The organism is Burkholderia sp. AcTa6-5 (genome assembly GCF_017815075.1).
In the GTDB taxonomy this organism is placed as follows: Bacteria; Pseudomonadota; Gammaproteobacteria; order Burkholderiales; family Burkholderiaceae; genus Burkholderia; species Burkholderia sola.
Genome location: NZ_JAGIQE010000038.1, coordinates 1 through 23,891, shown reverse-complemented (window position 1 = coordinate 23,891; position 23,891 = coordinate 1). Strand labels below are relative to the sequence as shown.

26 protein-coding genes and 1 pseudogene are annotated in these 23,891 nt (G+C 67.6%); 9 read left to right on the top strand and 18 right to left on the bottom strand.

The window, feature by feature from the left end; translation table 11 throughout:
• Position 1: 1 nt before the first annotated feature.
• Positions 2-1,108 carry a 3-deoxy-7-phosphoheptulonate synthase gene (locus J8I33_RS31995; RefSeq protein ID WP_209939787.1) on the bottom strand — a complete coding sequence of 369 codons (1,107 nt, stop codon included), beginning with the start codon at positions 1,106-1,108 and terminating at the stop codon, positions 2-4.
• 206 nt (positions 1,109-1,314) lie between these two features.
• Here J8I33_RS31995 and J8I33_RS31990 point away from each other — a divergent pair, with 206 nt between their 5' ends.
• Positions 1,315-1,755, top strand: coding sequence for a thioesterase family protein (locus J8I33_RS31990; protein WP_050018148.1), 441 nt, complete (start codon positions 1,315-1,317; stop codon positions 1,753-1,755).
• Positions 1,756-1,795: 40 nt separating this feature from the next.
• Here the strand turns inward: J8I33_RS31990 and J8I33_RS31985 are convergent, their stop codons facing one another.
• Both J8I33_RS31985 and J8I33_RS31980 read right to left on the bottom strand, forming a co-directional pair.
• Positions 1,796-2,035, bottom strand: a complete 240-nt coding sequence (locus J8I33_RS31985) for a LuxR C-terminal-related transcriptional regulator (protein ID WP_050018147.1) — start codon at positions 2,033-2,035, stop codon at positions 1,796-1,798.
• Positions 2,036-2,302: 267 nt separating this feature from the next.
• Positions 2,303-3,241 carry a LysR family transcriptional regulator gene (locus tag J8I33_RS31980; RefSeq protein WP_050018146.1) on the bottom strand — a complete coding sequence of 313 codons (939 nt, stop codon included), beginning with the start codon at positions 3,239-3,241 and terminating at the stop codon, positions 2,303-2,305.
• Between the two features lie 890 nt (positions 3,242-4,131).
• On the opposite strand from J8I33_RS31980, the gene J8I33_RS31975 reads away from it, so the two are divergent.
• The 3 genes from J8I33_RS31975 (at position 4,132) to J8I33_RS31965 (ending at position 5,796) form a co-directional block, all read left to right on the top strand.
• On the top strand, positions 4,132-4,359 hold the full coding sequence (locus J8I33_RS31975) for a DUF2945 domain-containing protein (RefSeq protein WP_209927480.1): 228 nt from the start codon (positions 4,132-4,134) through the stop codon (positions 4,357-4,359).
• The gene (locus J8I33_RS31970) at positions 4,356-4,940 is read left to right on the top strand and encodes a DUF488 domain-containing protein (RefSeq protein WP_050018144.1); all 585 of its coding nucleotides are present in this window, start codon (positions 4,356-4,358) and stop codon (positions 4,938-4,940) included. Before J8I33_RS31975 ends, J8I33_RS31970 begins: the two co-directional genes overlap by 4 nt.
• Positions 4,941-5,058: 118 nt before the next feature.
• Positions 5,059-5,796, top strand: coding sequence for a sulfite exporter TauE/SafE family protein (locus tag J8I33_RS31965; RefSeq protein ID WP_209927479.1), 738 nt, complete (start codon positions 5,059-5,061; stop codon positions 5,794-5,796).
• A 48-nt stretch (positions 5,797-5,844) separates the two neighbouring features.
• Here the strand turns inward: J8I33_RS31965 and J8I33_RS31960 are convergent, their stop codons facing one another.
• The 6 genes from J8I33_RS31960 to ftrA form a co-directional block, all read right to left on the bottom strand.
• Positions 5,845-6,423, bottom strand: coding sequence for an NnrU family protein (locus tag J8I33_RS31960; RefSeq protein ID WP_050018142.1), 579 nt, complete (start codon positions 6,421-6,423; stop codon positions 5,845-5,847).
• Between the two features lie 302 nt (positions 6,424-6,725).
• Positions 6,726-7,331 (bottom strand): TfoX/Sxy family protein, encoded by a 606-nt coding sequence (locus J8I33_RS31955; RefSeq protein WP_209939786.1) that lies wholly within the window; start codon positions 7,329-7,331, stop codon positions 6,726-6,728.
• Positions 7,328-8,437 (bottom strand): malate/lactate/ureidoglycolate dehydrogenase, encoded by a 1,110-nt coding sequence (locus J8I33_RS31950; RefSeq protein WP_124630665.1) that lies wholly within the window; start codon positions 8,435-8,437, stop codon positions 7,328-7,330. The genes J8I33_RS31955 and J8I33_RS31950 overlap by 4 nt, the downstream gene beginning before the upstream one ends.
• 60 nt (positions 8,438-8,497) lie before the next feature.
• Positions 8,498-9,952: a M20 family metallopeptidase gene (locus J8I33_RS31945; RefSeq protein WP_006480804.1), complete on the bottom strand. Its 1,455-nt coding sequence runs from the start codon at positions 9,950-9,952 to the stop codon at positions 8,498-8,500.
• Between the two features lie 78 nt (positions 9,953-10,030).
• Positions 10,031-11,101, bottom strand: coding sequence for a nitronate monooxygenase (locus tag J8I33_RS31940; protein ID WP_124595528.1), 1,071 nt, complete (start codon positions 11,099-11,101; stop codon positions 10,031-10,033).
• Positions 11,102-11,186: 85 nt separating this feature from the next.
• Complete coding sequence (gene ftrA, locus J8I33_RS31935) at positions 11,187-12,149, bottom strand: transcriptional regulator FtrA (protein ID WP_006480801.1); 963 nt, start codon at positions 12,147-12,149, stop codon at positions 11,187-11,189.
• Between the two features lie 130 nt (positions 12,150-12,279).
• Here ftrA and J8I33_RS31930 point away from each other — a divergent pair, with 130 nt between their 5' ends.
• Complete coding sequence (locus J8I33_RS31930) at positions 12,280-12,699, top strand: rhodanese-like domain-containing protein (RefSeq protein ID WP_209939785.1); 420 nt, start codon at positions 12,280-12,282, stop codon at positions 12,697-12,699.
• Positions 12,700-12,789: 90 nt separating this feature from the next.
• Complete coding sequence (locus J8I33_RS31925; protein WP_050018136.1) at positions 12,790-13,116, top strand: superinfection immunity protein; 327 nt, start codon at positions 12,790-12,792, stop codon at positions 13,114-13,116.
• A gap of 15 nt (positions 13,117-13,131) precedes the next feature.
• On the opposite strand, the gene J8I33_RS31920 is transcribed toward J8I33_RS31925, so the two are convergent.
• The 7 genes from J8I33_RS31920 to J8I33_RS31890 all read right to left on the bottom strand — a co-directional run bounded on the left by J8I33_RS31920 (position 13,132) and on the right by J8I33_RS31890 (position 19,617).
• The gene (locus J8I33_RS31920; RefSeq protein ID WP_176017001.1) at positions 13,132-14,292 is read right to left on the bottom strand and encodes a cytochrome P450; all 1,161 of its coding nucleotides are present in this window, start codon (positions 14,290-14,292) and stop codon (positions 13,132-13,134) included.
• Positions 14,293-14,400: 108 nt separating this feature from the next.
• Entirely contained in the window at positions 14,401-14,667 is a 267-nt protein-coding gene (locus J8I33_RS31915; protein ID WP_050018134.1) for a YodC family protein, read from the bottom strand.
• 344 nt (positions 14,668-15,011) lie between these two features.
• A complete protein-coding gene (locus J8I33_RS31910) occupies positions 15,012-15,872 on the bottom strand; it encodes an isocitrate lyase/phosphoenolpyruvate mutase family protein (RefSeq protein WP_209939784.1) in 861 nt (286 codons plus the stop codon).
• Positions 15,873-16,013: 141 nt separating this feature from the next.
• Positions 16,014-17,681, bottom strand: coding sequence for an ankyrin repeat domain-containing protein (locus J8I33_RS31905; protein ID WP_209939783.1), 1,668 nt, complete (start codon positions 17,679-17,681; stop codon positions 16,014-16,016).
• A gap of 183 nt (positions 17,682-17,864) precedes the next feature.
• Positions 17,865-18,290: a GNAT family N-acetyltransferase gene (locus tag J8I33_RS31900; protein WP_209939782.1), complete on the bottom strand. Its 426-nt coding sequence runs from the start codon at positions 18,288-18,290 to the stop codon at positions 17,865-17,867.
• Between the two features lie 57 nt (positions 18,291-18,347).
• Entirely contained in the window at positions 18,348-19,208 is an 861-nt protein-coding gene (locus J8I33_RS31895) for a MurR/RpiR family transcriptional regulator (protein ID WP_050018130.1), read from the bottom strand.
• 55 nt (positions 19,209-19,263) lie between these two features.
• Entirely contained in the window at positions 19,264-19,617 is a 354-nt protein-coding gene (locus tag J8I33_RS31890; RefSeq protein ID WP_050018129.1) for a NirD/YgiW/YdeI family stress tolerance protein, read from the bottom strand.
• 233 nt (positions 19,618-19,850) lie between these two features.
• On the opposite strand from J8I33_RS31890, the gene J8I33_RS31885 reads away from it, so the two are divergent.
• The 3 genes and pseudogenes from J8I33_RS31885 to J8I33_RS31870 form a co-directional block, all read left to right on the top strand.
• Positions 19,851-20,513, top strand: a complete 663-nt coding sequence (locus tag J8I33_RS31885) for a response regulator (RefSeq protein ID WP_050018128.1) — start codon at positions 19,851-19,853, stop codon at positions 20,511-20,513.
• Positions 20,510-21,886: an ATP-binding protein gene (locus J8I33_RS31880; RefSeq protein ID WP_209939781.1), complete on the top strand. Its 1,377-nt coding sequence runs from the start codon at positions 20,510-20,512 to the stop codon at positions 21,884-21,886. The genes J8I33_RS31885 and J8I33_RS31880 overlap by 4 nt, the downstream gene beginning before the upstream one ends.
• 372 nt (positions 21,887-22,258) lie before the next feature.
• Positions 22,259-22,339, top strand: a pseudogene (locus J8I33_RS31870) (antibiotic biosynthesis monooxygenase); the annotation flags it as partial.
• A gap of 402 nt (positions 22,340-22,741) precedes the next feature.
• On the opposite strand, the gene J8I33_RS31865 reads toward J8I33_RS31870, so the two are convergent.
• The gene (locus tag J8I33_RS31865) at positions 22,742-22,996 is read right to left on the bottom strand and encodes a PAAR domain-containing protein (RefSeq protein WP_080334425.1); all 255 of its coding nucleotides are present in this window, start codon (positions 22,994-22,996) and stop codon (positions 22,742-22,744) included.
• A 31-nt stretch (positions 22,997-23,027) separates the two neighbouring features.
• Positions 23,028-23,861, bottom strand: coding sequence for a hypothetical protein (locus tag J8I33_RS31860; protein ID WP_245172610.1), 834 nt, complete (start codon positions 23,859-23,861; stop codon positions 23,028-23,030).
• Between the last annotated feature and the right edge of the window lie 30 nt (positions 23,862-23,891).

The window sequence follows — 23,891 nt, the reverse complement described above, 5'->3', positions numbered from 1 at the left end:
TTCAGTAAGAAACGGCCTGCATCGCGACGGCGGCGCCGTGCGCGATGAAGCCGGCTGGCGAACGCCGCCGCGCAACCGCCGCGGCAGCCAACTGCTCGACGAGTTCGGCCGTGTGATCCCAGCCGAGACATGCGTCGGTGATGCTTTGGCCGAATACCGGCGGCGTGCCCGGCACCAGGTCCTGCCGCCCCTCGACGAGGAACGACTCGATCATCACGCCCACGATCGCGCGCTCGCCGCGATGCAGTTGCGCGGCGACGTTGCCGCACACGTCGATCTGCGCGCGGGTCTGCTTGCCGCTGTTGCCATGGCTCGCGTCGATCACGACATACGGGGGAAGATGGGCGTCGCGCAGCGCGGTGCAGGCGGCCGCGACGCTGGCGGCGTCGTAGTTCGGGGTCTTGCCGCCGCGCAGGACGACATGCGTGTCGGGATTGCCGCGCGTGGTCGCGATTTCCACGCCGCCGGACACGGACGACCTCAGGTAGCTATGCGACGCCCGCGACGCGCGGATCGCGTCGATCGCGACCTTCACGTTGCCGTCGGTGCCGTTCTTGAAGCCGACCGGCAGGTCGAGCCCCGACGCGGCCTGGCGATGGATCTGCGATTCGGTCGTGCGCGCGCCGATCGCGCCCCACGACACGAGATCGTCGAGATACGGCGCGGTCATCGGATCGAGAAATTCGGTCGCGGCCGGCAAGCCCAGCGCATTGATGCCGAGCAGCACCTTGCGCGCGACGCGCAGGCCGTCCTCGATCCGGAAACTGCCGTCGAGATACGGGTCGTTCAGCAGCCCTTTCCAGCCGACCGTGGTGCGCGGCTTTTCGAAATAGACGCGCATCACGATCTCTAGCACGTCGGCGTACCGCTCGCGCAGCGGCGCGAGGCGGCGCGCGAACGCCAGCGCGGCGTCCGCATCATGGATCGAGCACGGGCCGACGATCAGCGCAAGCCGGTCGTCCTCGCCCGCGATGATGCGCGCCAATGCGCGCCGCGCATCGCCGATCGACCGTGCCAGGCCGGGATCGCAGGGCAACTCGGTGCGCAACCGCTGCGCACTGATCACCGCCACGCCTTGCGTCAACGCTGCCTCAACGGATTTTTCCATTTAACGCTCCACTCTCGCTGATCGGATGCCGATTTACGGAGGCAATTAGAGCGCGGTCAAATCCCCGGTGATACTGTCATTTATCTCAGAAGCATTTCACATAGTGAATATCTGTGATTTCCGACAGTATTCCGATATGCGGTTCACGTCTAACTTAACTCCTGCCAAAAACGTTCTCACCCGCCGTTCTGCCAAGGAGCCTCGCAATGACAAGAAAGTATTTTGAAACCCGAATCGACGTGAAGTATCGGGAAACGGACGCGATGGGCCATGTGAGCAGCCCCGTCTATTACGACTATCTGCAGCACGCGTACCTGACCTACATGCACGACCTGCTCGAGCTGCCGTATTCGGAAAAGCTGCCGCACATCATGGTCAAGACCGCGTGCGAATATCTGAAGCCCGCGCAGTACGGCGATACGATCACGGTCCGCAGCAGCGTCACGCGCTTCGGCTCGAAGAGCTTCGAACTGGAATACCTGATGGTGCGCGACGGGCAGGCGGGCACCGAGGATTCGGCCGACGATCCGGCGGTGGTGGCGCGGGCCGTGTCCACGCACGTGATGTTCGACTACGGCAGCAAGACCACGGTGCCGGTGCCGGAAGAGTTCAGGACGCGCGTGCTGTCGTTCCAGGGCGCGATCTGATGCGGCAACCGGGGCTCCGCGACGGACGCCCCGGTACCGTTCACGCAAACACGATCAGGCCCATCAACACGGCTTTCACGACCGCATTGGTCTTGTTGGACGCGTTGAGCTTGACGATCGATCTCGAAATGTGGAAGTTGATCGTCCGCTCGGTCAGGCCGAGAATGATGCCGATCTCATAGGCGGTCTTCCCTTCCGCCGCCCATCGCAACACCTCGCATTCGCGCATGCTCAGCGCGACATCCGCGGGCGCCGCTATATTCGCCGCACACTGAATCATTCGTTTCTCCATCCAGAATAAGACGCCAATGTTTCAGATTCGTTATTTCCAGCGTTCACCTCAATTCACATACCCCTCGGATTGGATGTTTATTATTTAAAGGCGTCACGAATATTCGGCGAATTCACAAGCAACGATCGTCCCACGCATTATCTCCGGCGTTGTCACAATGGAATCGAGCATACCGAATCGATTTACGCTGCGGAAGATGCACGAGACGCAATGTATCAATGACGTTGACGCACGCCACCAGAGTTGCATGATGCGTCACATCGAAGCGGCCGCATGACAAGCGGGTGCGATCGCCTCGGCCACGCGCGGCGCGCAGATACCGCGCACGCAATCGCGCAGCCAGCGATGCGCGGGGTCACGGTCGAAACGCGGGTGCCAGATCTGCGAGACGGTCAGGTCCGCGATCGGCAACGGCAGCGTGAAGCTGTACATGCCGACGCGGGACCGCTCGGTCTGCCGCTCCGGCACGCTGGCGACGAAGTCCGAGCTGCGCGCGAGCGACAGCGCGGTCGGAAAGCTCGACACGACGGTCGTCACCGAGCGCGCGATGCCGAGCGAATCGAGCAGCGTATCGATCGGGCCGTTGAACTGCCCGCGACGCGACACGCTCACTTGCGGAAACGACGCGAAGCGCTGCGGCGTGATTTCGCCGGTCGCCAGCGGATGATCCGCGCGGACCACGCCGATGAAGCGGTCGCGAAACAGCGCCTGCACGCGCAGCTCCGGGCCGGCCTGGCCGATCACGCCAACCTCGAGATCGATGTCGCCGTTGCGCAGCGCATCGACATGCTTGTTGGGTTTCGGCGCGAAGCGCAGCCGCACGTCGGGCGCGGCGCGCGACGCGTGTTCGAGCAGCGCCGGCGCGAAGGTCTCGACGAATGCCTCGTTCGCGCGAATCGAGAACGTGCGCTTGAGCGTACTCATGTCGACCCGTTCGCACGGGCACATGACCGAATGCGCCTCCACGACGAGCGCATGCACCCTGTCGCGCAACTCGAGCGCGCGCGGAGTCGGGACGAGATCGCGCCCTGCCCGCACCAGCAACGGGTCGCCCGTCATCACCCGCAAGCGCGCGAGCGAGCGGCTGAGGGCGGACGGACTGAGGCCGAGCGCGTTGGCCGCGCCCACGACGCTGTTCTCGGACAGCAACGCGTCCAGAACGACGAGAAGATTGAGGTCGATGGAAGTCGCCATGTTGCGCTCTTGCTGTACTGTCGGGACCGGCCGGCCGATGGGCCGACGGCATCGTGCCTCGGGCGCATGTGCTCCGTGATTCGCGATAGACCGGAAATCGGCAATCGCGCCGCCGAGCCTGACGCACGATCGTGCGTCCGCCGAAATGGCGGGCAGCGAATGGCGGGGAGTATTCGTGCCGCTGAGAAAATCCGCTGCGGATTTATTGCACTTGTGAACGATTGTGCACCGCGCTGCAATAAATCGCAACCGGACGCGATGCGTATCGGGTTTAAATGAAACGATGCTCGCGAATGAACAATAAAATAAAACCGATTTCGATTGCGTCGATCCGCGCATCGCGCACGCAAGCCGGCCGGTGAAGCAGGGCCCGCAACGGCAAAGCCAGTGCGGGCGCCACCAAGCGCTGCATGCCCGGCCGGCACGGCTTCCGCGCAAAGCACCGCACACTCCCGCGCACCGCGATCGAATGTCAGAACATTTCGACGCTTCTATTGACTTTCACACCGATATTCCGCGCTGGCTCGCATACGTTTATGAAACCCATTCGATCGGCCGATTCGCGCAGGTCTTCCCGCGATATGAGATAAACCCGTCGGATTGTGTGGCCTGCCCCTTTTGCGATTCGATCGATATTTCACTTGTCCGGTGACGTTTGGTCCGATCCGGGCTGCCCGAGTCTTTATCCTTGTAAAAATTTCGGCCAGAGAGAAAATCGCGCGACATTGGTTCGTCGGTCTCGTCGTGCAGGCAACGCAGCGCCGCGCGGCCGTCTATGTCTTTCTCCGCGAACGGTCGTGGCCGATAATGGACCCGCCGTTCGTCCCGGCATGACGACACGCACCGCGAGGATCGACGCACACGGCAACCGCGCCAGGAGGACCCGCTGCATGACCACCCCATTCAAGCTGGGCGACCACGTCCGCTGGAATTCCGAGGCCGGCTACGTGACCGGCACGATCATCGCGATCCACACCGCCGACTTCGACTACAAGGGCCATCGCCATCACGCGTCGCCCGACGATCCGCAGTACGAGGTCAAGAGCGACCGGACCGACCATGTCGCCGCGCATCGCGGCCGCGTGCTCGAACGGATCGCCGGCAAGGACCGCACATGACGCTCCCGTTCTACACGATCGGCCATTCGAACCGCACGCTCGACGAATTCGTCGGCCTGCTCGATGCGGTCGAGATCACGCTGCTCGCCGATATCCGCAAGATGACGCGTTCGCGCACCAACCCGCAGTTCAACGAAGCGACGCTGCCCGATACGCTCGCCGCCGCCGACATCGCGTACGAACACATCGCCGAACTCGGCGGCCTGCGCGGCAAGTCGCGCGGCATACCCGACGACGTCAACGACTTCTGGACGAACCGCAGCTTTCACCGCTACGCGGATTACGCGCTGTCGCCCGAATTTCACGCGGGCCTCGACCGACTGATCGCCCAGGGGCACGAGCAGCGCTGCGCGATCATGTGTTCGGAAGCCGTGTGGTGGCGCTGTCATCGACGCATCGTGTCCGACTACCTGATCGCGCGCGGCGAAACGGTACTGCACATCATGGGGCGCAACCGCGTGGAACCCGCGCGGCTCACGGCCGGCGCAGTCGTCCGGCCCGACGGCACGATCGTCTACCCAAATGTCGACGACGACCACGGCAGCGCCGCGCGAGCGAAAGACGCCCCACCGGACGCGTGACATCGCGCGCGCCCCGCGCCGGCTTCCGGCGGCCGCCATCCTGCATTACCATCGTGCGGGCACCCCGCCCGCGCTTCTCCGGCAGCGGGCCCCCCGCCACCTCTTCCGTTGCGCACCGATGCTCGCTCTCATCATCGTCGCCGGCCTCTGGGCCGGCCTGCAGAACGCCCTCGCGGGCGGCGGTTCGTTCGTCACGCTGCCCGCGCTGATCGTGTCGGGCATGTCGCCGCTCGCAGCCAACATCACGTCGACGGTCGCGCTGTTCCCCGGCCAGGTCACGACGGGCTGGGCGAGCCGGAACATGGTGAGCGGCGTGGGCAAGCTGCCGTTTCGCGCACTGTTCGCGATCAGCGTGGCCGGCGGCGCGCTCGGCGGCCTGCTGCTGCTGAAAACGCCGTCGTCGATCTTCTCGCACCTGGTGCCGTGGCTCGTGCTGTTCGCGACGGTCGTGTTCGCGTGGGGCAGTTTCTTTCGCAAACCGGGCGCCGGCGCGCAATATCTCGGCCCCGTCGCGGCCGGGGTCGCGCAGTTCCTGATCGCGATCTACGGCGGCTACTTCGGCGGCGGCATCGGGTTCCTGATGATGGCCGCGCTGACGATGGCCGGCCTGCCGCCGCGTCACGCGATGTCGACGAAGAATGCGCTCGCGGGCGTGATGAACGCATCGGCCGTCGTGCTGTTCGTCACGTCGCCACACCTGCACTGGCGTGAGGCGATCGCGCTCGGCGCCGGCGCCATCGTCGGCGGCCTGCTCGGCGCATGGGCGCTGCATCGCGTGAACGAACGCGTGCTGCGCATCGCGATCGTCTGCATCGGCGCGCTGCTGACCGTCGGGTTGTTCGTCAAGCCGATCTGACGCACGCACGCCGTTGCCGCGGCAGCCGGTCCGGCCCGCCGTGCACGTTCAGCCGAACGGCCGCACGCCGATCAGCGGGCCGTGCAGGAATCGCGCGAACACAGCCCACGCGACGAGGCCGGCCGCCACGGCCGCGACGTCGCCGGCCAGTGCGCCGGCCGGATAGCGGACACCGTCGCGGCGATCCCGCGCACGCGACACGACAAAATCGACGATCGACCACACGAAGAACGCGCCGAACAGCACGACCGCGTGCACGGTGCCGTTCACGAGGAGGTGCGCGACCGCCCAGACCATCACGCCGGCCAGCATCGGATGCCCGACGAGCGTCTTGATCCGGTTGCGCGGCACGTACGACGCGGCGATCAGCACGAACGCGACCGCGGTCAGCATGCCCGTCAGGTGACGCACGCCGACCGGCGACACCCACAGCAGCGTCGCGCCCGCGCGCGCGAGCCCGTACCCCCAGACGATCAGCGCGAAGCCGACGATCGACGCGATCGCGTAACCGCCCTTCCAGCCCTTCTCGCCGATCCGCTCGATCGTCGCGGACCGCCAGCCGTCGGCGACGATCCGGATCGAATGCACACCGAGGAAGATCGCTAAACCGAGAATCAGGACGAGCATCGGCTGTCTCCGTCTGGAATGATGAGTGGGGAAGCGTTCCGCGCGGCGTCGGGTGCGCCGTTCGCGAGGCCGGCGGCGAGGCCGGCGCGGGTCGCGCGACGCATGGGCACAACCCGCGCCGATCATAAACGCCGGGGCCGCCGTTGTGAAGCATGCAGGACGTGCGGTGCGTCAAGCTCGATGCATGCGTGCGCCGGATCGTGCGGGCACATAGGCCGCGCAGCGTGCTGGTCGGCCGCGACGGGCGCGCCTGAAAGTAAGGAAAGCGAAAATCGCGAGGCGGTCGCTTCTCGTGATCGGGACTACGCCTGCTTGCGCTTCGCCGCGGGTTTCGGTGCCGGCGCGGGCGACGATTTCGATGCCGGTTTTGCTGTCTGCGCCGACGCCGGTTTCGCTGCTGCTTTCGCCGCGGGCTTCGTTTTCCGTGCCGGCGCGGGTTTCGTTACCGATTTCGTCGCAGGCTTCGCCACCGGTTTCGCTGCACGTTTCGACGCGACCTTCGACGCCGCTTTCGGTGCAGCCTTCGCCCCCGCTCTGGACACAGACGCCGCCTTCGCCTTGCGCTTCGGGGTCCCGGCCAGCAGCGCCGCGCGATACGCGCCGCGGCACCAGTCGAACAGCGCGCCCGCATCCTCGAGCACGTCGGCCGGCGTTTCGTAATAGCCCTCGAGCGAGACGGTGCGCGTGGGCCTCGCATACGAGAACGGCCCCATCCCCGCCGCGACGAACGCCGGGCGGTTCACGTCGTCCACCCGCAGGAACAGCGACCCGCGCGACATGAAGCCGAACATCACGCCGTCGAGCCGCAACGCCGCACCGCTGAAGAACCGTACAACGGCGACCGTGCCGAGCGGCGCAAGCTGATACGCGATTTCCTCGCCGTGCGCCTTCTCCGACTGCCAGCTCATGCGGGCACCTCGCAGCGCTGCGTCCATGCATCGAGTTCGGCCGCGTCGACACCGACGGCCGCCGCGCTCTCGCGAATCTGCCGCCACGTCGCGCGGTCGACCGGAATGCCGGTCGTGCCGCGTGCGGCGCGGCTCGCCTCTTCAGGTTCGCCCGGCATCTGCACCGGCGTATCGCCGGCCTGCGGCGACGCCTTCGCCCACGCGACGAACGCATCGGCTTCGCGTTCGGCATCGGCTGCGTCGAACGCTTTCGGATCGATCAGCACCGACAGCATCCCGTTGACGATCGCGCTCGTCTTCTGCAGCGTATCGCCGTACGTCGTATGCCCGCCCACGAGCGCGCCACCGAAAATCTCGCACATCGCCGCAAGCGCATATCCCTTGTGCAGCCCGAACGGCAGCAGCGCGCCGAACGGCTGCTCGTGCATCACGGCCGGATCGTCGGTCGGCTCGCCGCGATGGTCGATCAGCGACCCGGCCGGCACGCGCTTGCGCTGGTTGTACGCGACCCGCGTCTTGCCGTACGCGATCGCGCTTGTCGCGAAATCGAGCAGCAGCGGCGGCTTGCCCGCACGCGGATACGCGGCGCAGAACGGGTTCGTGCCGAAACGCGGATCGGTGCCGTGCAGCGGTGCGACCAGCAGGTCGCCCGGCACGTTGACGAAATGGAACGACACGAGCCCCGAGCGCGCGCACTGCTCGGCCCAGTGCCCGATACGGCCGAGGTGATGGACGTCGCGCAGCCCGATCGCGCAGATGCCCATGCGCCGTGCGCGCTCGATCCCTTCGACCATCGCCTCGAACGCGATCACCTGGCCGAAGCCGCGCCCGCCGTCGATCGTCAGCACCGCGCCGCCGTCGCGGACGATCGACGCGTGCGCGTTCAGTTGCAACTGCCCTTCCCGCCACGACGCGACGTAATTCGGGATCATCCCGATCCCGTGCGAATCGTGGCCCGCGAGATTCGCGCCGACCAGGTGATCGGCGACGAGCGTCGCCTCGCGCGGATTGCTGCCGGCCCGTTCCCAGAGTGCCGCGACGAATGCATGCAGCGGTTCGGCGCGCATGCGCAGCGGTTCGGTATCGGGCGTCGGCAGTGCGGTCATCGGCAACACTCCATCCAGTCGGTTCGGGTCGGGCAATCGGTTCGTCGAACGCTGCGACGCTCAGCGCGCGGTCGCGATCACGTCGGCCACCGCCGCCGTGAGCTTCTTCGCGTACGGCACGTGCAGGAACTCGTTCGGGCCGTGCGCGTTCGACTTCGGCCCGAGCACGCCGCACACCATGAATTGCGCGGCGGGGAAGCCTTCCTGCAGCACGTTCATCAGCGGGATCGTGCCGCCGAGGCCCATGTACGCGCAGTCGGCGCCGAAGTGCCGGCGCGACGCGGCGTCGAGCGACGACGCGAGCCACGGCGCGAGATCCGGCGCGCTCCAGCCGGTCGCCGCGCCCGCGTCCGGCTTGAACGTGACCTTCGCGTTGTACGGCGGATCGAGTTCGAGCAGTTCCTTCAACTGCTGCACGGCCTGCGCGGCGTCGACGAGCGGCGGCAGCCGCAGCGACAGCTTGAACGCGGTGCGCGGACGCAGCACGTTGCCCGCATCGGCGAGCGCCGGCATGCCGGCCGCGCCCGTCACCGACAGCGACGGACGCCACGTCGAATTCAGCAGCGCCTCGCGCGGATCGGTCGTGGTCGGCAGCACGGGCTTGCCGTCCTGGCCGCACGCCCAGGGCAGCCCCTTCCACACCGTGTCGCCGAGAATCGCGGCGGCCGCTTCGGCTTCGCGCACGCGGCTCGACGGAATCTCGCAATGGAACGCACCCGGCAGCAGGTTGCCGTTCTTCGCGTCTTCGAGGCGTTCGAACAACTGGCGCATCACGCGGAAGCTCGACGGCGCGATGCCGCCGTACACGCCCGAGTGGATGCCTTCTTCCAGCACCTCGACCTGCAGGTCGCCGGACACGAGGCCGCGCAGCGACGTGGTGAGCCACATCTGGTCGTAGTTGCCGGCGCCCGAATCGAGGCACACGACGAGCGATACCTGGCCGAGCCGGTCGCGCAATGCGTCGACGTACGGCAGCAGGTCGTAGCTGCCCGACTCTTCGCAGGTCTCGATCAGGCCGACGCAGCGCGGCCGCTCGATGCCCTGCTCGTCGAGCGCGCCGAGCGCCGCGAGGCTCGCGTAGATCGCATAGCCGTCGTCCGCGCCGCCGCGGCCGTACAGCTTGCCGTTCTCGAATTTCGGCGTCCACGGGCCGAGATCCGCGCGCCAGCCGTCGAATTCGGGCTGCTTGTCGAGGTGGCCGTACAGCAGGATCGTGTCGGTGCTGCCCGAACGCGTGGCCGGCGACTCGAAAAAGATCACCGGCGTGCGGCCCGGCAGACGCACGATTTCGAGCTTCAGGCCCTTCACCGGCTGGCGTTCGGCCCACTGCGCGGCGTCGGTGACGACGCGTTCGAGATAGCCGCGCTTCGCCCAGTCGGGGTCGAATGCGGGACTCTTCGCGGGAATCGCGATGTAGTCGGTCAGTGCGTGGAGGATTTCATCGTTCCACTTGCGCTCGATGAAGGTAACGAGCTTGTCATGGTCGAGGACGGGGGTAGTGTCGACGGAAGTCATGGTGGGGGTGCCTGGATCGGGCTGACGAAAATCCAGATCATACGCCGATGCTCCCCCGCCGGCGCCCCTCCTGGCCGTTCAGCCAGCCGTCGGAAACGCGTCGCGCAGCCCGGCCGCGCACGCGAGTGCGTCGCGCCACAGGCGCTGCGTCAATTCACCGGCATCCTCTTCGCGCGCGAGCGCCGCGGCCTCGCCCGACCACAGCAGCGAGAAATCGTCGCGGCCCTGCCGCTCGAACGCGCCGCGCAGCGGATCGACCGCGGCCGTCGCGAGCGGAAACGCCGGCGCGAGCGCACTCATCGGCCCCTGTTCGCGCATGAAGCGCGTCAGCAGCCCGCGTGCGGGGCGGCCCGTGTACAGGTTCGTGATGCGTGTGCCGTCGTCGCGGGCGGCGCGCACGGCCGCGCGATGTTGCGCCGAGCGGCCGGCCTGCGGCGTCAGCAGGTAGCCGGTGCCGATCTGCACCGCGCGGGCGCCGAGCGCGAACGCGGCCGCGATGCCGCGCCCGTCGGCGATCGCACCGGCTGCGATCACCGGCGCGCGTACTGCATCGACGATCTGCGGCAGCAACGCGAACAGGCCCGGTTGCGCGTGGATATCGTCGGTCAGGAACATTCCGCGATGGCCGCCGGCCTCCGCGCCCTGCGCGACGATCGCGTCGACGCCGCGCGCATCGAGCCAGCGCGCCTCCTCGACGGTCGTCGCGGACGACACCACCTGCGCGCCCGTGCGGCGCACGCGGTCGAGCAGCGCGTCGTCCGGCAGTCCGAAATGGAAGCTCACGACGGCCGGCCGCAGTTCCTCGACGACCGCGCACATCGCATCGTCGAACGGCGCGCGGCCGGGGCCGCCTTTCACGTCGGCCGGGTCGAGCCCGGCTTCCGCGTAGTAGCCGGCGAGCGCCGCGCGCCAGCGCGCGTCGACCTCGGCATCGGGCGCGGGCGACGCATGGCAGAAGAAATTCACGTTGAACGGCGCGGCCGTGCGCGCACGGATCGCCGCGATCTCGTCGCGCAACTGCTGCGGGCCGAGCGCCGCGCACGCGAGCGAACCGAGGCCGCCGGCTTCGCACACGGCAATCGCGAGCGGGCTCAGCGAGCCGACCATCGGGGCCTGGATCAACGGCAAACGGGAAGGCAGCATCGTCATCGGCATCCTTGTTCGGAATGAGTGGCCGTCGCCACACCAGTGGTTCTTTTCTTCGTCGCGCCCGAGCGATGCCGCCCGGCGCCGGCTACGTGCCGCCGCGATCCATCCCGCGCCGGTACGCGGCCGGGCTCGTCGCCGCGACGCGCCGGAAATGCCGGCGCAGCGATTCCTCGGAACCGAACCCGGCGCGCGCCGCGACTTGCGCGAGCGGCAACGCGGGCTGCGCTTCGAGCATGTCCTTCGCGACGTTCACGCGTTCGCGGATCAGCCATGCGAGCGGCGACATCCCGGTCGCATCCGCGAACTGACGCTGCAGCGTACGCGTACTCATCGCGGCCTGCGCGGCGAGCGACGCGAGCGTGTGCGGCTCGGCCGCATGCGCGCGCATCCAGTCGATCAGCTTCGCGAGCCGGTCGGTGCCGCCCGGTGCGACCGGACGCGGCACGAACTGCGCCTGCCCGCCGTCGCGATGCGGCGGCAGCACGAGACGCTGCGCGACGCGGTTCGCGATCGCGCCGCCGTGATCGCGGCGCACCAGGTGCAGCAGCATGTCGAGCCCCGCCGCCGAGCCGGCCGACGTGACGATCTGCCCTTCGTCGACGTACAGCGCATCGGGATTCACGCGCAGCGCCGGATAACGCGCCTGCAGGCGCTCCGCATATCGCCAGTGCGTCGTCACGGTAAGGCCATCGAGCACGCCGGCCGCCGCCAGCACGAACACGCCCGAACAGATCGAGCAGAGCCGCGCGCCGCGCCGATGCGCGGCCCGCAGTTTCTTCAGCAACGGCTCGGGCGGCAGTTCGTCCGGATCGCGCCAGCCGGGAATCACGATGGTGTCCGCGCGATCGAGCGTCGCGAGCCGGTACGGCGCCGCAACGGTGATGCCGCCCGCCGCGCGCACGGGCCCCGGCTCGCTCGCGCATACCGCGAAGCGATACCAGTCGACGCCGAGTTCGGGGCGCTCGAGCGCGAACAGTTCGACCACGCAGCCGAATTCGAACGTGCAGAGACGATCGTAGGCGAGCGCGACGACGAGATGATTGTGCATGGCGCGATGTTACCGGAACTTGTCGATCGCGCCACTGCCGCGAAACGAGCCGAACCGCGATACTGCCCTTCATTGCGGCGCGTTCCGTGCCCGCTCGGTTCCGTACCCGCTCAACCAGGAGAGCCCGACCATGTCCTATGTCACCGACATCCCCGCTGCCGACAGCCCCGCCGCGCTCGCGCATTTCGAGGCATCGCTGCGCTTCGAGACCGATTGCTGGGACGTGCACGACGCACTCGCGTCCGGCACGCCCGATTTCGTGCTGCTCGACGTGCGCGGCGCCGACCCGTTCGCCGCCGGCCACGTGCCCGGCGCGCGCAACCTGCCGCACCGCAAGATCATCGAAAGCAAGCTCGCCGGTTATCCGGCCGGCACGCTGTTCGTCGTCTACTGCGCGGGGCCGCACTGCAACGGCGCCGCGCGCGCGGCGATCCGGCTCGCGCGCCTCGGCCGGCCGGTCAAGCTGATGATCGGCGGCGTGACGGGCTGGCTCGACGAAGGTTTCGCGCTGAGCAACGACGTGCAGCCGGCGGACGCCGAAGCCGGCTGATCGTCACCAAAAGCGCAACAATCAATTGCCTGCACACGAACGGAAAAAGCGCGACAATCAGCCTCATTGCAGTTCGGACGGAGCAGCACCATGCATGATGAAGTCCTGATTCAACTGGCCGGTTCAGTCGCGGCGATCGCGCTCTATTTCCTGCCGGCCGTCATTGCCGACCGGCGCGGCCGGCACGACAAGCTCACGATCGCGATGTTCAACGCGCTGTTCGCGTGGACGGGCATCGGCTGGCTGATGACGCTGTACTGGGCGTGCCAGCCGAATCCGCGCACCGACGTCGCGCAGACGATCCTCGCGAAGCGCCGCGGCGTCAGCATGCGCACCTTCTCGACCGGCCTCGTCGAACGCGTGCAGCGCCGCGTCGCCGCCCAGGAGCAATGGGCGGAAAAACAAGGCTGCCGTTAAGTCCCTCTTTCCGCTTCACCGCGTCGCGTCGAACTTCGGCATCCTGACGTTGGTCGACGCGCGGTAATCCCACTTCAGTACGTCGCGCGGCGGCCAGCCGCCTGCGCGCAACCGCGCCGCGAACGCCCCCGCCGTCACCGCCCGTGCGATCCGCTCGCCCGGACACCCATGCGGCCCCGTGCCGAAGCCGAAATTCGGCCCTGCCGCGCGGCCGGGCATCAGCCGATGCGGCTCGCGATGCACGGCCGGATCGCGGTTCGCCGCCGCGAGCACGACGAGGATCGCGTCGCCGGCTTCGACGCTCACGCCTTCGATCGATGTGCGCGCCGCGACGAACCGGCGCGTGTTCTGCACCGGCGCATCGAAACGCGCGACTTCGGCAACGAATGCGTCGAGCGCGGCCGCGTCCGGCGCCACGCCGGCTTCGCCGTCCCATGCCACGAGTGCATTGCCGAGCCAGGCGGCCGTCGCCTCGCACGTCTGCGACAGCAACCCGACGAGATTCGCGACCAGCGCGCCGCTCGCGTGCCAGCCGGACGCGCGGGCCGCCTGCTGCACCGCGGCGACCAGCGTGCCGTCGCGCGCATGCGACTGCGCAACCCGTTCCGTCATCCGGTCGAGCAGGTGCCGCGCCGCGTCGCTCGCGCGCGCCAGCGCCGCGGCATCCGACAGCGGCGACAGCGCGGCGACGAACTCGACGACCCGCTCGGCAATGTCGTCGAGTTGCGCTTCGTCGAAGCCGAGCAGATCGGCAACCGCGCACACCGGCACCGTCATGCACCACGCATTCAGCGCATCGGCATCGCCGGGCGTCGGCAACCGCCGCGCGGCAAGCGCGTCGGCGCGAGCGCGCAGCGCATCCGTGTCGATCGGCGCGAACGCCGCGCGCAACGCCTGCTTCGGCATGTCGTGTCGCGACGGGCCATCGTTCATGCGCACCAGCTCGCCGAACAGCGCACCGGCCGTCGTGCCGCGCAACGCGGGCGGCACCGGCGCGTCGAGCGGGCGTACGCGGCAGGCCGGATGGCCGAGCACGGCCGTCACGGTCGCCGCGCGGCTCGCGACCCACAGGCCGAGCGTGGCGTCGAACGCAAGCGGCGGCCCGTCGACGAGCGCGGCGTAATAGGGATAGGGATCGCGGTGCGTGACCGCGGCAATGGGATCGGTCGGGTTCATGCGTTCAGTATCGGCGCAGCGCGCCGCCGCATGTTTCGGAATAGCGTGAAGTGTCGTTGCACGGACGCCGCGCGCCGCGCGTCGCGGCATCGCGGCGGCCGGCCGGCGTCAGGCCGCCGACCGGTAGCGGTGCGACTGCATGCGCAGTCGGACCCGCCCGGCCGAAATCGCACGCGGCTCGGGCGCCACCGTGTCGTGATGAAACATTTCCTGCCGGAACTCGCCGTTTTCGTCGAACCACTGGCAGATCAGCCAATCGCCGTCGTCGAACACGACCGGCCCGGCATACGTGACGGTCATGCGCGGCCCGCCCGTTTTCAGCGTCACGACATCGCCCACGCGAAACCTCACTCGATGATTTTCTCGGATCGTCATCGCTCTCTCAGCTTTTAATATATTGAATATATTGATATTCCCGGCAGCCCACTCGCCGGTCATTCGAACGTGACGCAGATTATCAATCAAAAAATCATCCGGCAACTGCCGCGCACTGAAACGTTCTGAACGAGAACCTGCAACAATGCACGACATCGTCGCGTATGACAGCCCGCCAAGCCTCAGATTCGGCGCGGTTTGTGCGCCGGCGGCAGCCGATCGGGCGGAATGCGGAGAATAAGCGACGATTTTCGCGTCAGCGTCGGCGATTAATGCGGACGCGAAACCAATTGATTATTGTCAATCAATGCTTAAGTGGAAACGATTCCGGATTTTATTGGGGCTCATTCGCCGAACAAAATCGGCGAATTATCCGGCGCCGCGAACCAGCGGTTGATATCGCGCCCCGGCACGGCTGCCCGCGTAAAGGTGAACGTGCCGTCGCGCCGCATTTCCGTCGCCGCGTGCAGGAACGCGCCGAGCGCGGCCCGCGCCAGCGCGCCGCCGACGCTGACGCGCTTCACGCCGAGCGCCGCCAGTTCGTCGAGGCTCAGCAACCCGCCCTGCAGCCCCATGACGACATTGACGGGCGCGCCGACCGCCCGGGTCACGGCCGCGATCTCGTCGGCGTCGGTGATGCCGGGCGCATACAGCACGTCGGCGCCGGCGTCGCGATACGCGACGAGCCGCGCGATCGTGTCGTCGAGGTCGCGGCGGCCGTGCAGATAGTTTTCGCAGCGCGCCGTCAGCGTGAACGGAAACGGCAGCGCGCGCGCCGCGTCGACGGCCGCCGCGATGCGTTCGACCGACGCGGCGCGCGCATAGATCGGTGTATCGGCGCGGCCGGTCGCATCCTCGATCGAGCCGCCGACCGCGCCCGCCTCGGCCGCCAGCCGGATCGTTTCGGCCACCGTGTCGGGCGCGTCGCCGAAGCCGTTCTCGAGATCGGCGCTGACGGGCAAGCCGCCCGCGGCGACGAGCTCGGCGATGTGATCGAGCATCGCGTCGCGGTCGATCGCGTTGTCGGGCTGCCCTTTCGAAAACGCGTACCCGGCGCTCGTCGTGGCGAGCGCTTCGAAGCCGGCCATCGCGAGCAGGCGCGCGGTGCCGGCGTCCCACGGGTTCGGGATGATGAACGCGCCGGGGCGCGTATGCAGTGCACGGAAAGCTTCGGCGTGGCGGGCTTGCTGGTCGGAACGGGTCATTACGAACTCCGGGAAGGTGTTGACGGTGAGCTTACGCCGGTCGTGCACGCGACGTTTCAGCGTTTGCCGAAATGTCGTCGCGCAACGGAAACACCCGGGCCGGCCGGATGCGGGTCGCCACGTTCAACGGCCCGCGTCGCGTCACGTCGATGCGGGCCGCCCGTCGTCGATGCCGAGCAACACGTCGGTGACGGCGTCGCAGAATCGCATCGCGCGGCCGTCGATCAGCACGCCGTCCGGATTCGACGGATCGCGCACCGCTGGCGGCACGCCGTGCGCGAGCAGCACGCGCGCGCACGCGTCCCAGTCGGGATCGCCGACGCCCTCCGGCTCGTTGACGGATGCCCACGACAACGTACCGAGCGCATCGCTGCCGAACCCGTGCAGGTCGCGCCAGCTCGCGCCGTGTGCAAGCAGGAACGCCAGCAGTTCGGCATCGCCGCGGAACACCGCGTGATTCAGCGCGCTCGCGTCCCAGTCGCCGCCGCGCGCGGCGATCGGCCAGCCCAGCTCGACCATCACCTTCACCGCGTCGCGCGAACCCCATGCAGCGGCGTCCGGTAGCAACCGCAGCCGATCGTCGGACAGCGCACCGGGCAGTTCGGGGTGTTCCGCCTGAATGCGCCGCGCGTCGTCGGCATCGGCGCGCGCGCAGGCCGCGATGAACGCGTCTTGCGCATCGAGCGCCTCCTCCGCGCCGGCCGCGCGCAACAGCGCCGCGACGTCGGACAACCCGCCCTGCATCGCGAGCCGGTATGCGCTGACGCCCGCCGCGGTCCGCGCGCCGAGATCGGCGCCGGCCGCCAGCAGCGCGGCGACGTGGCGTGCCGGGCAACGCACGGCGATCGCGCGCAGCAACGGCGCGCCCCACATCCTCGTCGGCCCCTCGCCGGCCGGCTCGTTCGGGTCGCCGCCATGCGCAAGCAGCAGCTCGAGCGCGGTCGCGTCCGGCACGTCGAGGGCGCGCCGCAACGCATTCGTGCCGCCCACCCGTGCGCCGTGCTCGAGCAGCAGACGCGTGCACGCCGGGTTCTCCACCGAGTGATACAGCGATTCGCCGTCGTTCGGATCGACGCCGGCTTCCAGCAGCATCGCGGTAAGCGCCGGATCGCGATTGACGCCGGCGGCGCCATACAGCGCCGACAACGGTTCCGACTCGTCGGGCTCGGCAAGCGAGGCCGGCGGATACCGGTTCCCGATCCGCTGGTTCGGATCGGCGCCCGCCTCGAGCAGATGACGCGCGCACGCACGCAACCCGGCCGCGAATTCGGGAAGCTGCGCGAGCCGCGAATGCGTGACGGCGACGAGCGGCGGCAGCTTCAGCGCCCCGCCGGCGCGCGCGATCCAGCCGGGATCGGCGGCCAGCGCCGCCTTCACCGCGTCGAGATCGCCCGCCGCGCATGCGATGGTCGGGTCCGCCGACACGAGATCGGGACGATCGAGCAGCAATTGCGCGGCGATGCGCGGCCGGGCCGCGTCGAAACCGCCGGTCACGTCGGCGCCGTACGCGAGATCGAGCCAGCGCCGGATCAGCAGCGATCGCGGTTGCCGCGTGAGTGCGTGCGTTTCGACGAACACGCCGAGATCGGCCCACGAAGCAAAGCCGTACTCGCGTGCGATGCAGGACTGCGCGTCGTGCAGGCGCAGCCCGAGCGCGAGCGTTTCGTCATGCGTGCGATGCGCGGCGGCGGGCAGGGATGCGACGAAGCGCGCGACGGCATCGGCGTCGCCCTGCCGGTACAGGCGCAACAATGCCTTGGCCTGCTTTTTCAGATGATCGGGATGAGCGTTGGGAGGCAGCTTTTTCATGCGGATCCTCGTGCATGGATGGCCGAAGGTCCGCAATACCGCCAGCACAAAGGATGGGGAAAGACAGGATTTGCCGCGACAGGTGGGTTGAACCCTTTCCGCGGACCCGGAAGCGACCTGCATCGCTGCCCGGTATCGTAGGCGACGGCCGCCGGCATCGTCAACCGCGCCGGGCCGCGCCGTTCAGCCCGCGAGTTTCTTCGTCAGGAAGATGCGCGTGTGCCCGACCGGGTAATCGGTCAGCTCGCCAAAGCGCACATAGCCGCGCTTCTCGTAGAACGGCCGCGCCTGGAAGTCGAACGTATCGAGCCACGCGCTGTGGCAGCCGCGCGCGACGGCCTCTCGTTCGGCCAGATCCATGATGCGCGTGCCGGCGCCCTGGCCGCGCGCGGCCTCGGGCACGACGAGCAGGTCGACATGCAGCCAGCCGAACGCCGTGCCGCCCCACAGGCCGCCGACCACCGCGCCGGCCGCGTCGGTCGCGATCACGGCCAGCGGCCGGAAATCGACCGGGCCGGCGTGGCTTTCGTTGAAGCGGATCAGCGGCGCGACGATCTGCTTGCGCACGTGCGCGTCGGCCGCGTCGGTCACTGCGTAGGTCAACGTCATCGGTTACGTCGGGTCGTGAATGAGCGTTGGCTGAAACCATCCATACCGCCGCGCGCGTCAAACGACGTACGCGCCCTTCGCGTGCAGTTCCGCTTCGGTCCGTTCGAGCGCCGCGATCGCATCGCTGCCTTCGAGCGCCAGCAACTGCGCGACGAGCGCCTCGGCCATCGCGTGCGCGGCCACCAGCGACGGAAAGAACGACGGGCTGTCGTGCGTGAAGATCAGTTGCGCGTCCGCGTGCAGCGCGATCGGCGACACGGCGCTGTCGGTGATCGCGACGATCCGGCTGCCCTGCGCCTTCGCAGCCTGCGCGACACGCGTCGCTTCGGCCGAATACGGTGCGAAGCTGACGATCACGGTCACGCTCTGCTTCGCGATCGTCCGCAGCTCCATTTCGAGCGAGCCGGCGACGCCGTTCAGCAGCGACACGGTCGGCCGGAACAGCCGATAGCCGTAGACGAAACCGAACGCAACCGGATAGCACGACCGAAACCCCGCCACGTGCACGTGCGACGCCTTGCGGATCAGCTTCGCCGCATCCGCGAGCGTGTGCTCGTTCTGGGCGGCGGTGGCCGACAGGTTGTGCTGCTGCGCGGCGAGCAGGTCGTGCGCGAGCGACGCCTTCGCGTCGGGCCGCACGAGCGAGCGCGCACGCTGCGTGAGCGGCTCGGGACGCGTGCGCACGCGCGCGACGCACAGGTCGCGCAGCTCGTTCCAGCCGGGAAAGCCGAATTGCTGCGCGAGCCGCACGAGCGACGCAGGCTGCACCTGCGCGCGCTGCGCGACCTTGCGCATCGACGACGTGGCGACTTCGTCGGGATGATCGAGCAGGAAGGCGGCGCCCGCCTGGAATTGCGGGCTCAGCTCGGAAAATTGCGCCCGGATCCGGGACGCGAGTTCGTCGAAATTGGCGGCCATCTTGGTGGGAACGGGAACCGGTCGTCCATGGTATCACCGGCCCCGCGCCCACCGGTCAGCGCAGCACTTCGACGTGATCGGCGTCGACCTTCACGCGGCCCGACCATTTGCGCTCGAATTCGCCGGTCAGCTTCACTTCGTTCTTGTCGCTGACGGGCTGGCCCGCCGCCCACAGCTTGCGGTCGATCTCGACGTGGATCGTGCCGGTGGCGTCGGCGAACTCGTAATCCTCGCCGCCGACGTGCTTGACGATGCGCCCCTGCAACTGCACGTGCTGGTCGTCCTTGCCGTTGGCGAGCAGTTCCTTCACGGTCGTCGTGGTCAGCGCGGACGGCCCCGTGTATTGCGCATGGACGGCAGCAGGCAACGCGACGAGCGCGACCGCCAGGATTCTGGCCAGGTGTTTCATGATCTCGGTCCTCTTCTTCGATGTGGCGCCGCGCTCCGTTGAACGCGACGGCGCCAGATTACGGACCGTAAGATTAAGCAAACCTGAAGGTCGCGCCCAAGTGACACGCTGCCGCATAGGACGAGTACGAAAGCCCGCCGCACGCCGCCCGCATTTAAGCTCCGCCTAAGACGCGTGCGCTTATCATGAGAACCCCGGGCGCTGCCGCGCCCCCGTTGGAGAGACACCAATCCATGCGCGTACTGCTCGTCGAGGACGATCCGCTGATCGGCAGCGGGCTCGAACAGGGCCTCAAACAGGAAGGCTTCGCGGTCGACTGGGTGAAGGACGGCGACGCCGCGTCGCTCGCGCTGCGTGCGACCAGCTACGGGCTGCTGCTGCTCGATCTCGGGCTGCCGAACCGCGACGGTTTGTCGGTGCTCGCCGCGCTGCGCCGCCGCGACGAAACCCTCCCCGCGATCATCATCACCGCGCGCGACGGCGTGCCCGACCGCATCGCGGGCCTCGACAGCGGCGCGGACGACTATCTCGTCAAGCCGTTCGAGCTCGACGAGTTGCTCGCCCGTATCCGCGCGGTCAGCCGCCGCCATGCGGGCCGCGCGCAGACGACGCTCGCGATCGGCCCGCTGCGGCTCGACCCCGTCAAGCACCTCGTCTGGCTCGACGACGACGAAGTGCCGCTGTCGCCGAAGGAATTCGTGCTGCTGCACGAGCTGATGCGCGAACCGGGCGCGGTGATTTCGCGCGAGCAGTTCGAGGAACGGCTGTACAGCTGGGGCGAGGAAATCGAGAGCAACGCGGTGCAGGTGCATATCCACAACCTGCGCAAGAAACTCGGCCACGACATGATCCGCACGGTGCGCGGCGTCGGCTACCGGATCGGTGACGGCACGTGACGCGGATGCAACGCGCGATCGCGCGCTGGCGCAACGCGTCGCTGCGGCGGCGCCTGCTGACGTGGCTGCTGCCGGCCGCGTGCGTGATCGGCCTGGTCGCGAGCGCCGGCACCTACTGGGGCGCGCTGCGCGAACTCGACGACCTGCTCGACGACCAGATGCGCAGCATGTCGAAACAGATCGTCGTCGGCCCGAACGGCGAGCTGTCGTTCAGCAACCACGCCAAGGGCAAGCACGGCTTCGAAGCGAGCGACCCCGATGCGGTGCTGCTGCAGGTGTGGCGCAACGGCACGCTGGTGTATTCGACCGACCGCGATTCGAAGCTGCCGCCGCCCGAGCAGAAAGGCATCGCGAGCGTCGACGTCGATGGCCAGCCCTGGCGCACCTATGTGACCGAGCGAGGCGGCACGACGATCCGGCTCGCGCAGGCACGCCACGCACGATGGGAAGCGATCGCGGGCATCGCCGTCCACCTGCTGTGGCCGGTGTTCTCGATGCTGCCGCTGCTCGCGCTCGGCCTGTGGTTCGGCATCGGCGCGGGGCTGCGGCCATTGCGGGCGATCGCGGCCGGCCTGAAACGCAGGAATGCGAACAACCTCGAGCCGGTCGACGTCGCATCGATGCCGAACGAGGTTCGCCCGCTTGCCGAAGCAATCAACGATCTGCTCGCACGCCTCGACCGCTCGTTCACGCTGCAGCGGCACTTCATCGCCGATGCCGCGCACGAACTGCGCACGCCGATCATGGGGTTGTCGATCCAGTCGGAACTGCTGCGGCGTGCAGCGACGGCCGAGGAACGCGAGCATATCCTCGCGCAAATCCATGCGGGCACGACGCGCCTCGGCCACCTCGCCGAACAGTTGCTGACGCTCGCGCGCCTCGAACCCGATGCGCAGGCGGCCGCCGCCGCATCGGCGCCGGTCGATCTCGCCGCGCTGTGCCGCTCGGTGGTGTCGGACCGCGCGCGCGTCGCCGATGCGCACCGCATCGATCTCGGCGCGATCGTCGACGCCCCCGTAATGACATCGGGCAACGCCGACACATTGCGCGTGCTGCTGAACAACCTCGTCGACAACGCGATCCGCTATGCGGGCGAAGGCGCGCGCGTCGACGTGTCGGCGCGCATCGACGGCGAGACGCCCGTGCTCGAAGTCGCCGACGACGGCCCCGGCATTCCGGAAGCCGAACGCACCGACGTGTGGGAGCGCTTCTATCGCGGCGAAGGCGCGCAGGCGGTCACGTCGTCGGGCAGCGGGCTCGGGTTGTCGATCGTCAAGCGGATCGCCGAACAGCATCGCGCGACGGTCGCGCTCGGCACTACGCACGGCGGACGCGGGCTGACCGTCACGGTGCGCTTCCCGCGGCCGGCCTGATGCGCGCGGCGGGCGGCTTGTCCACAGATTATGTTGGCAAGCTTGTGGACAACCGTCCATTAACGGCACCAAGCCATTGATCGAAAAGGGTTTGTCGTGCGTGCGCGGCAAATGCGCCCGGCAGATCAGCTACGCACCCGACTCAGTTGTCGTCGGCGATTCGCTCGACCCGCAGGCCGGTCGGCCGACGTGCTGACCGGCGAAGGGCTGATTGGGTCGCTACCCGATCCGGCACACAAGCGTTCCCCTTTGCACGCGCCGACGTCTCTCGGCGAGGTGTCCTATCAGGCCGTGGTCGGGCGGTGGCAACAGCATGTCCGCGACATCGCCGGCGACTTCAGTTCGGCTGACCTGGATGCAGCGATCCTCGTGCTGCCGGCCTATCCGTCGTCCGCCGTCGCGAGCCCGCACCTGTTCCAGAAAGTCGGCGTGGCCGGTATCTGCACGGCGTGAGGGCATGACCTGCCCGGCGAAGTTCAAGAAAACATCCTGACGGCTGGTTATCCGGTCCAGTAATCAATCGTCCCTGGCGGGCAACCCAACCCGATTGCAGAAGCACGTTGCAGCCATCCCGGTTGGGTGGCTGGATCGTCCCCGGCGGCAAATGCCCTACCCCCAAACACCGATGCGGCTGTTCGGCGTAGCCAAGTGCGTTGCTCTGATCGTCGCGTCAAAGTAAGACGCGAAAGCGCGAAGAACTTTGCCTGCCGCCACACAAACGGTAGCCACCCCGTCCTGTCTACTATTGAGATTCATGCGAACAGCGACAAGCTGCCGCGACTCAGCGGACGCCGATGCGTCGCCCGGTGCATGTCTGCCTGGAAGCTGAATCATGGCGTGCTTTCCCTGTTCCGCTCAATCAAGCAACCAGCCGTTATCGCCCTCGACCAGCGTGCCGCCGTGGCTGGTGGTGTCACCCTCGCGGGCGACCGCCCGGCCGCCAAACGTGGTTACGCCCCCGGTGACGATGACAGCACCGCAACTCGTAGAGTCACCGACACAGGCCGCTTTTCTCCCCCCGACGGTCACGCCGTCCGTGCCGCTGATAACAGTTCCGGGTCCGTGCAACGGACAGACATGGCGATGGCCGACAAGCACAACGGGTCGCATGAAAATCTCCGATGGTGATATTGATCTGCCGTTACTTTCCAGCGGCGGCACTCTGTTCGCCCACGTACTTCCACTGGAAACTGAAGGGGTCCACGCCCCGGTCCCCCGGCAGGTTCGGCAGTGAATCCCCTTCCTTGACGAACACTTCGTAATAGCCACCGAGCCGTTCGATGCTCTTGCCCGTCGCGGCCCAATAGCCGGTCTTTGGCGCGTAGTCACCCGGACGGGCGTACGGCAGCGCCGGGACCTGCGTACGGGCATCCACTTCGCCGAGGAATTCAATGTGCCGCCCCTCACGCGCTTCTTCATCGGTCGGCTTGTAGACCTTGAAATAGAGGCGGTTTGACGGTGCGTTGTCCGTGATCGGATACATCATCCTGCCTTTGCCCGTATCGGTACGGTCCAGAACCTCGCGCACGTCGATCCAGTCGAGTTGCGTATGCCAGTAGACCATCTCGTAGACGTGCGTGCCAGGAAGGAACTGGCTGTTCATAATCACAAATTCACCGGGGCCATCTGAAGTCCATTTTCTTTCAGCCTTAACCTTGTTGGCGTACAGTTTTATTTCCTCATCCCGGGGAGCCGCGACATAGGGCTCAATGTCACGATGCTTAGGCGGGGCGGGTTTAATCTCATTGCCCCCCGAATACAGCCGCATTGCAGGACCATCCGGTGTCGGTTTACCAGTCCACTTAACGTCCTGCTTACTTGGATTGATATAAGACAGGTAATAGCGAATTTCGACGTAGTTGCTACCCAGTTTTCCGTCATGAAACTTGATCTGTGTGATCAGCGGATTCTTGATCCAGGTTACCCGTTCATTCGGCACGACACCCGTCTGGTTTCCACTTTGCTTGTCGGTCATAGAACTTTTCGTAGTTTGGTTCGAAGGCGG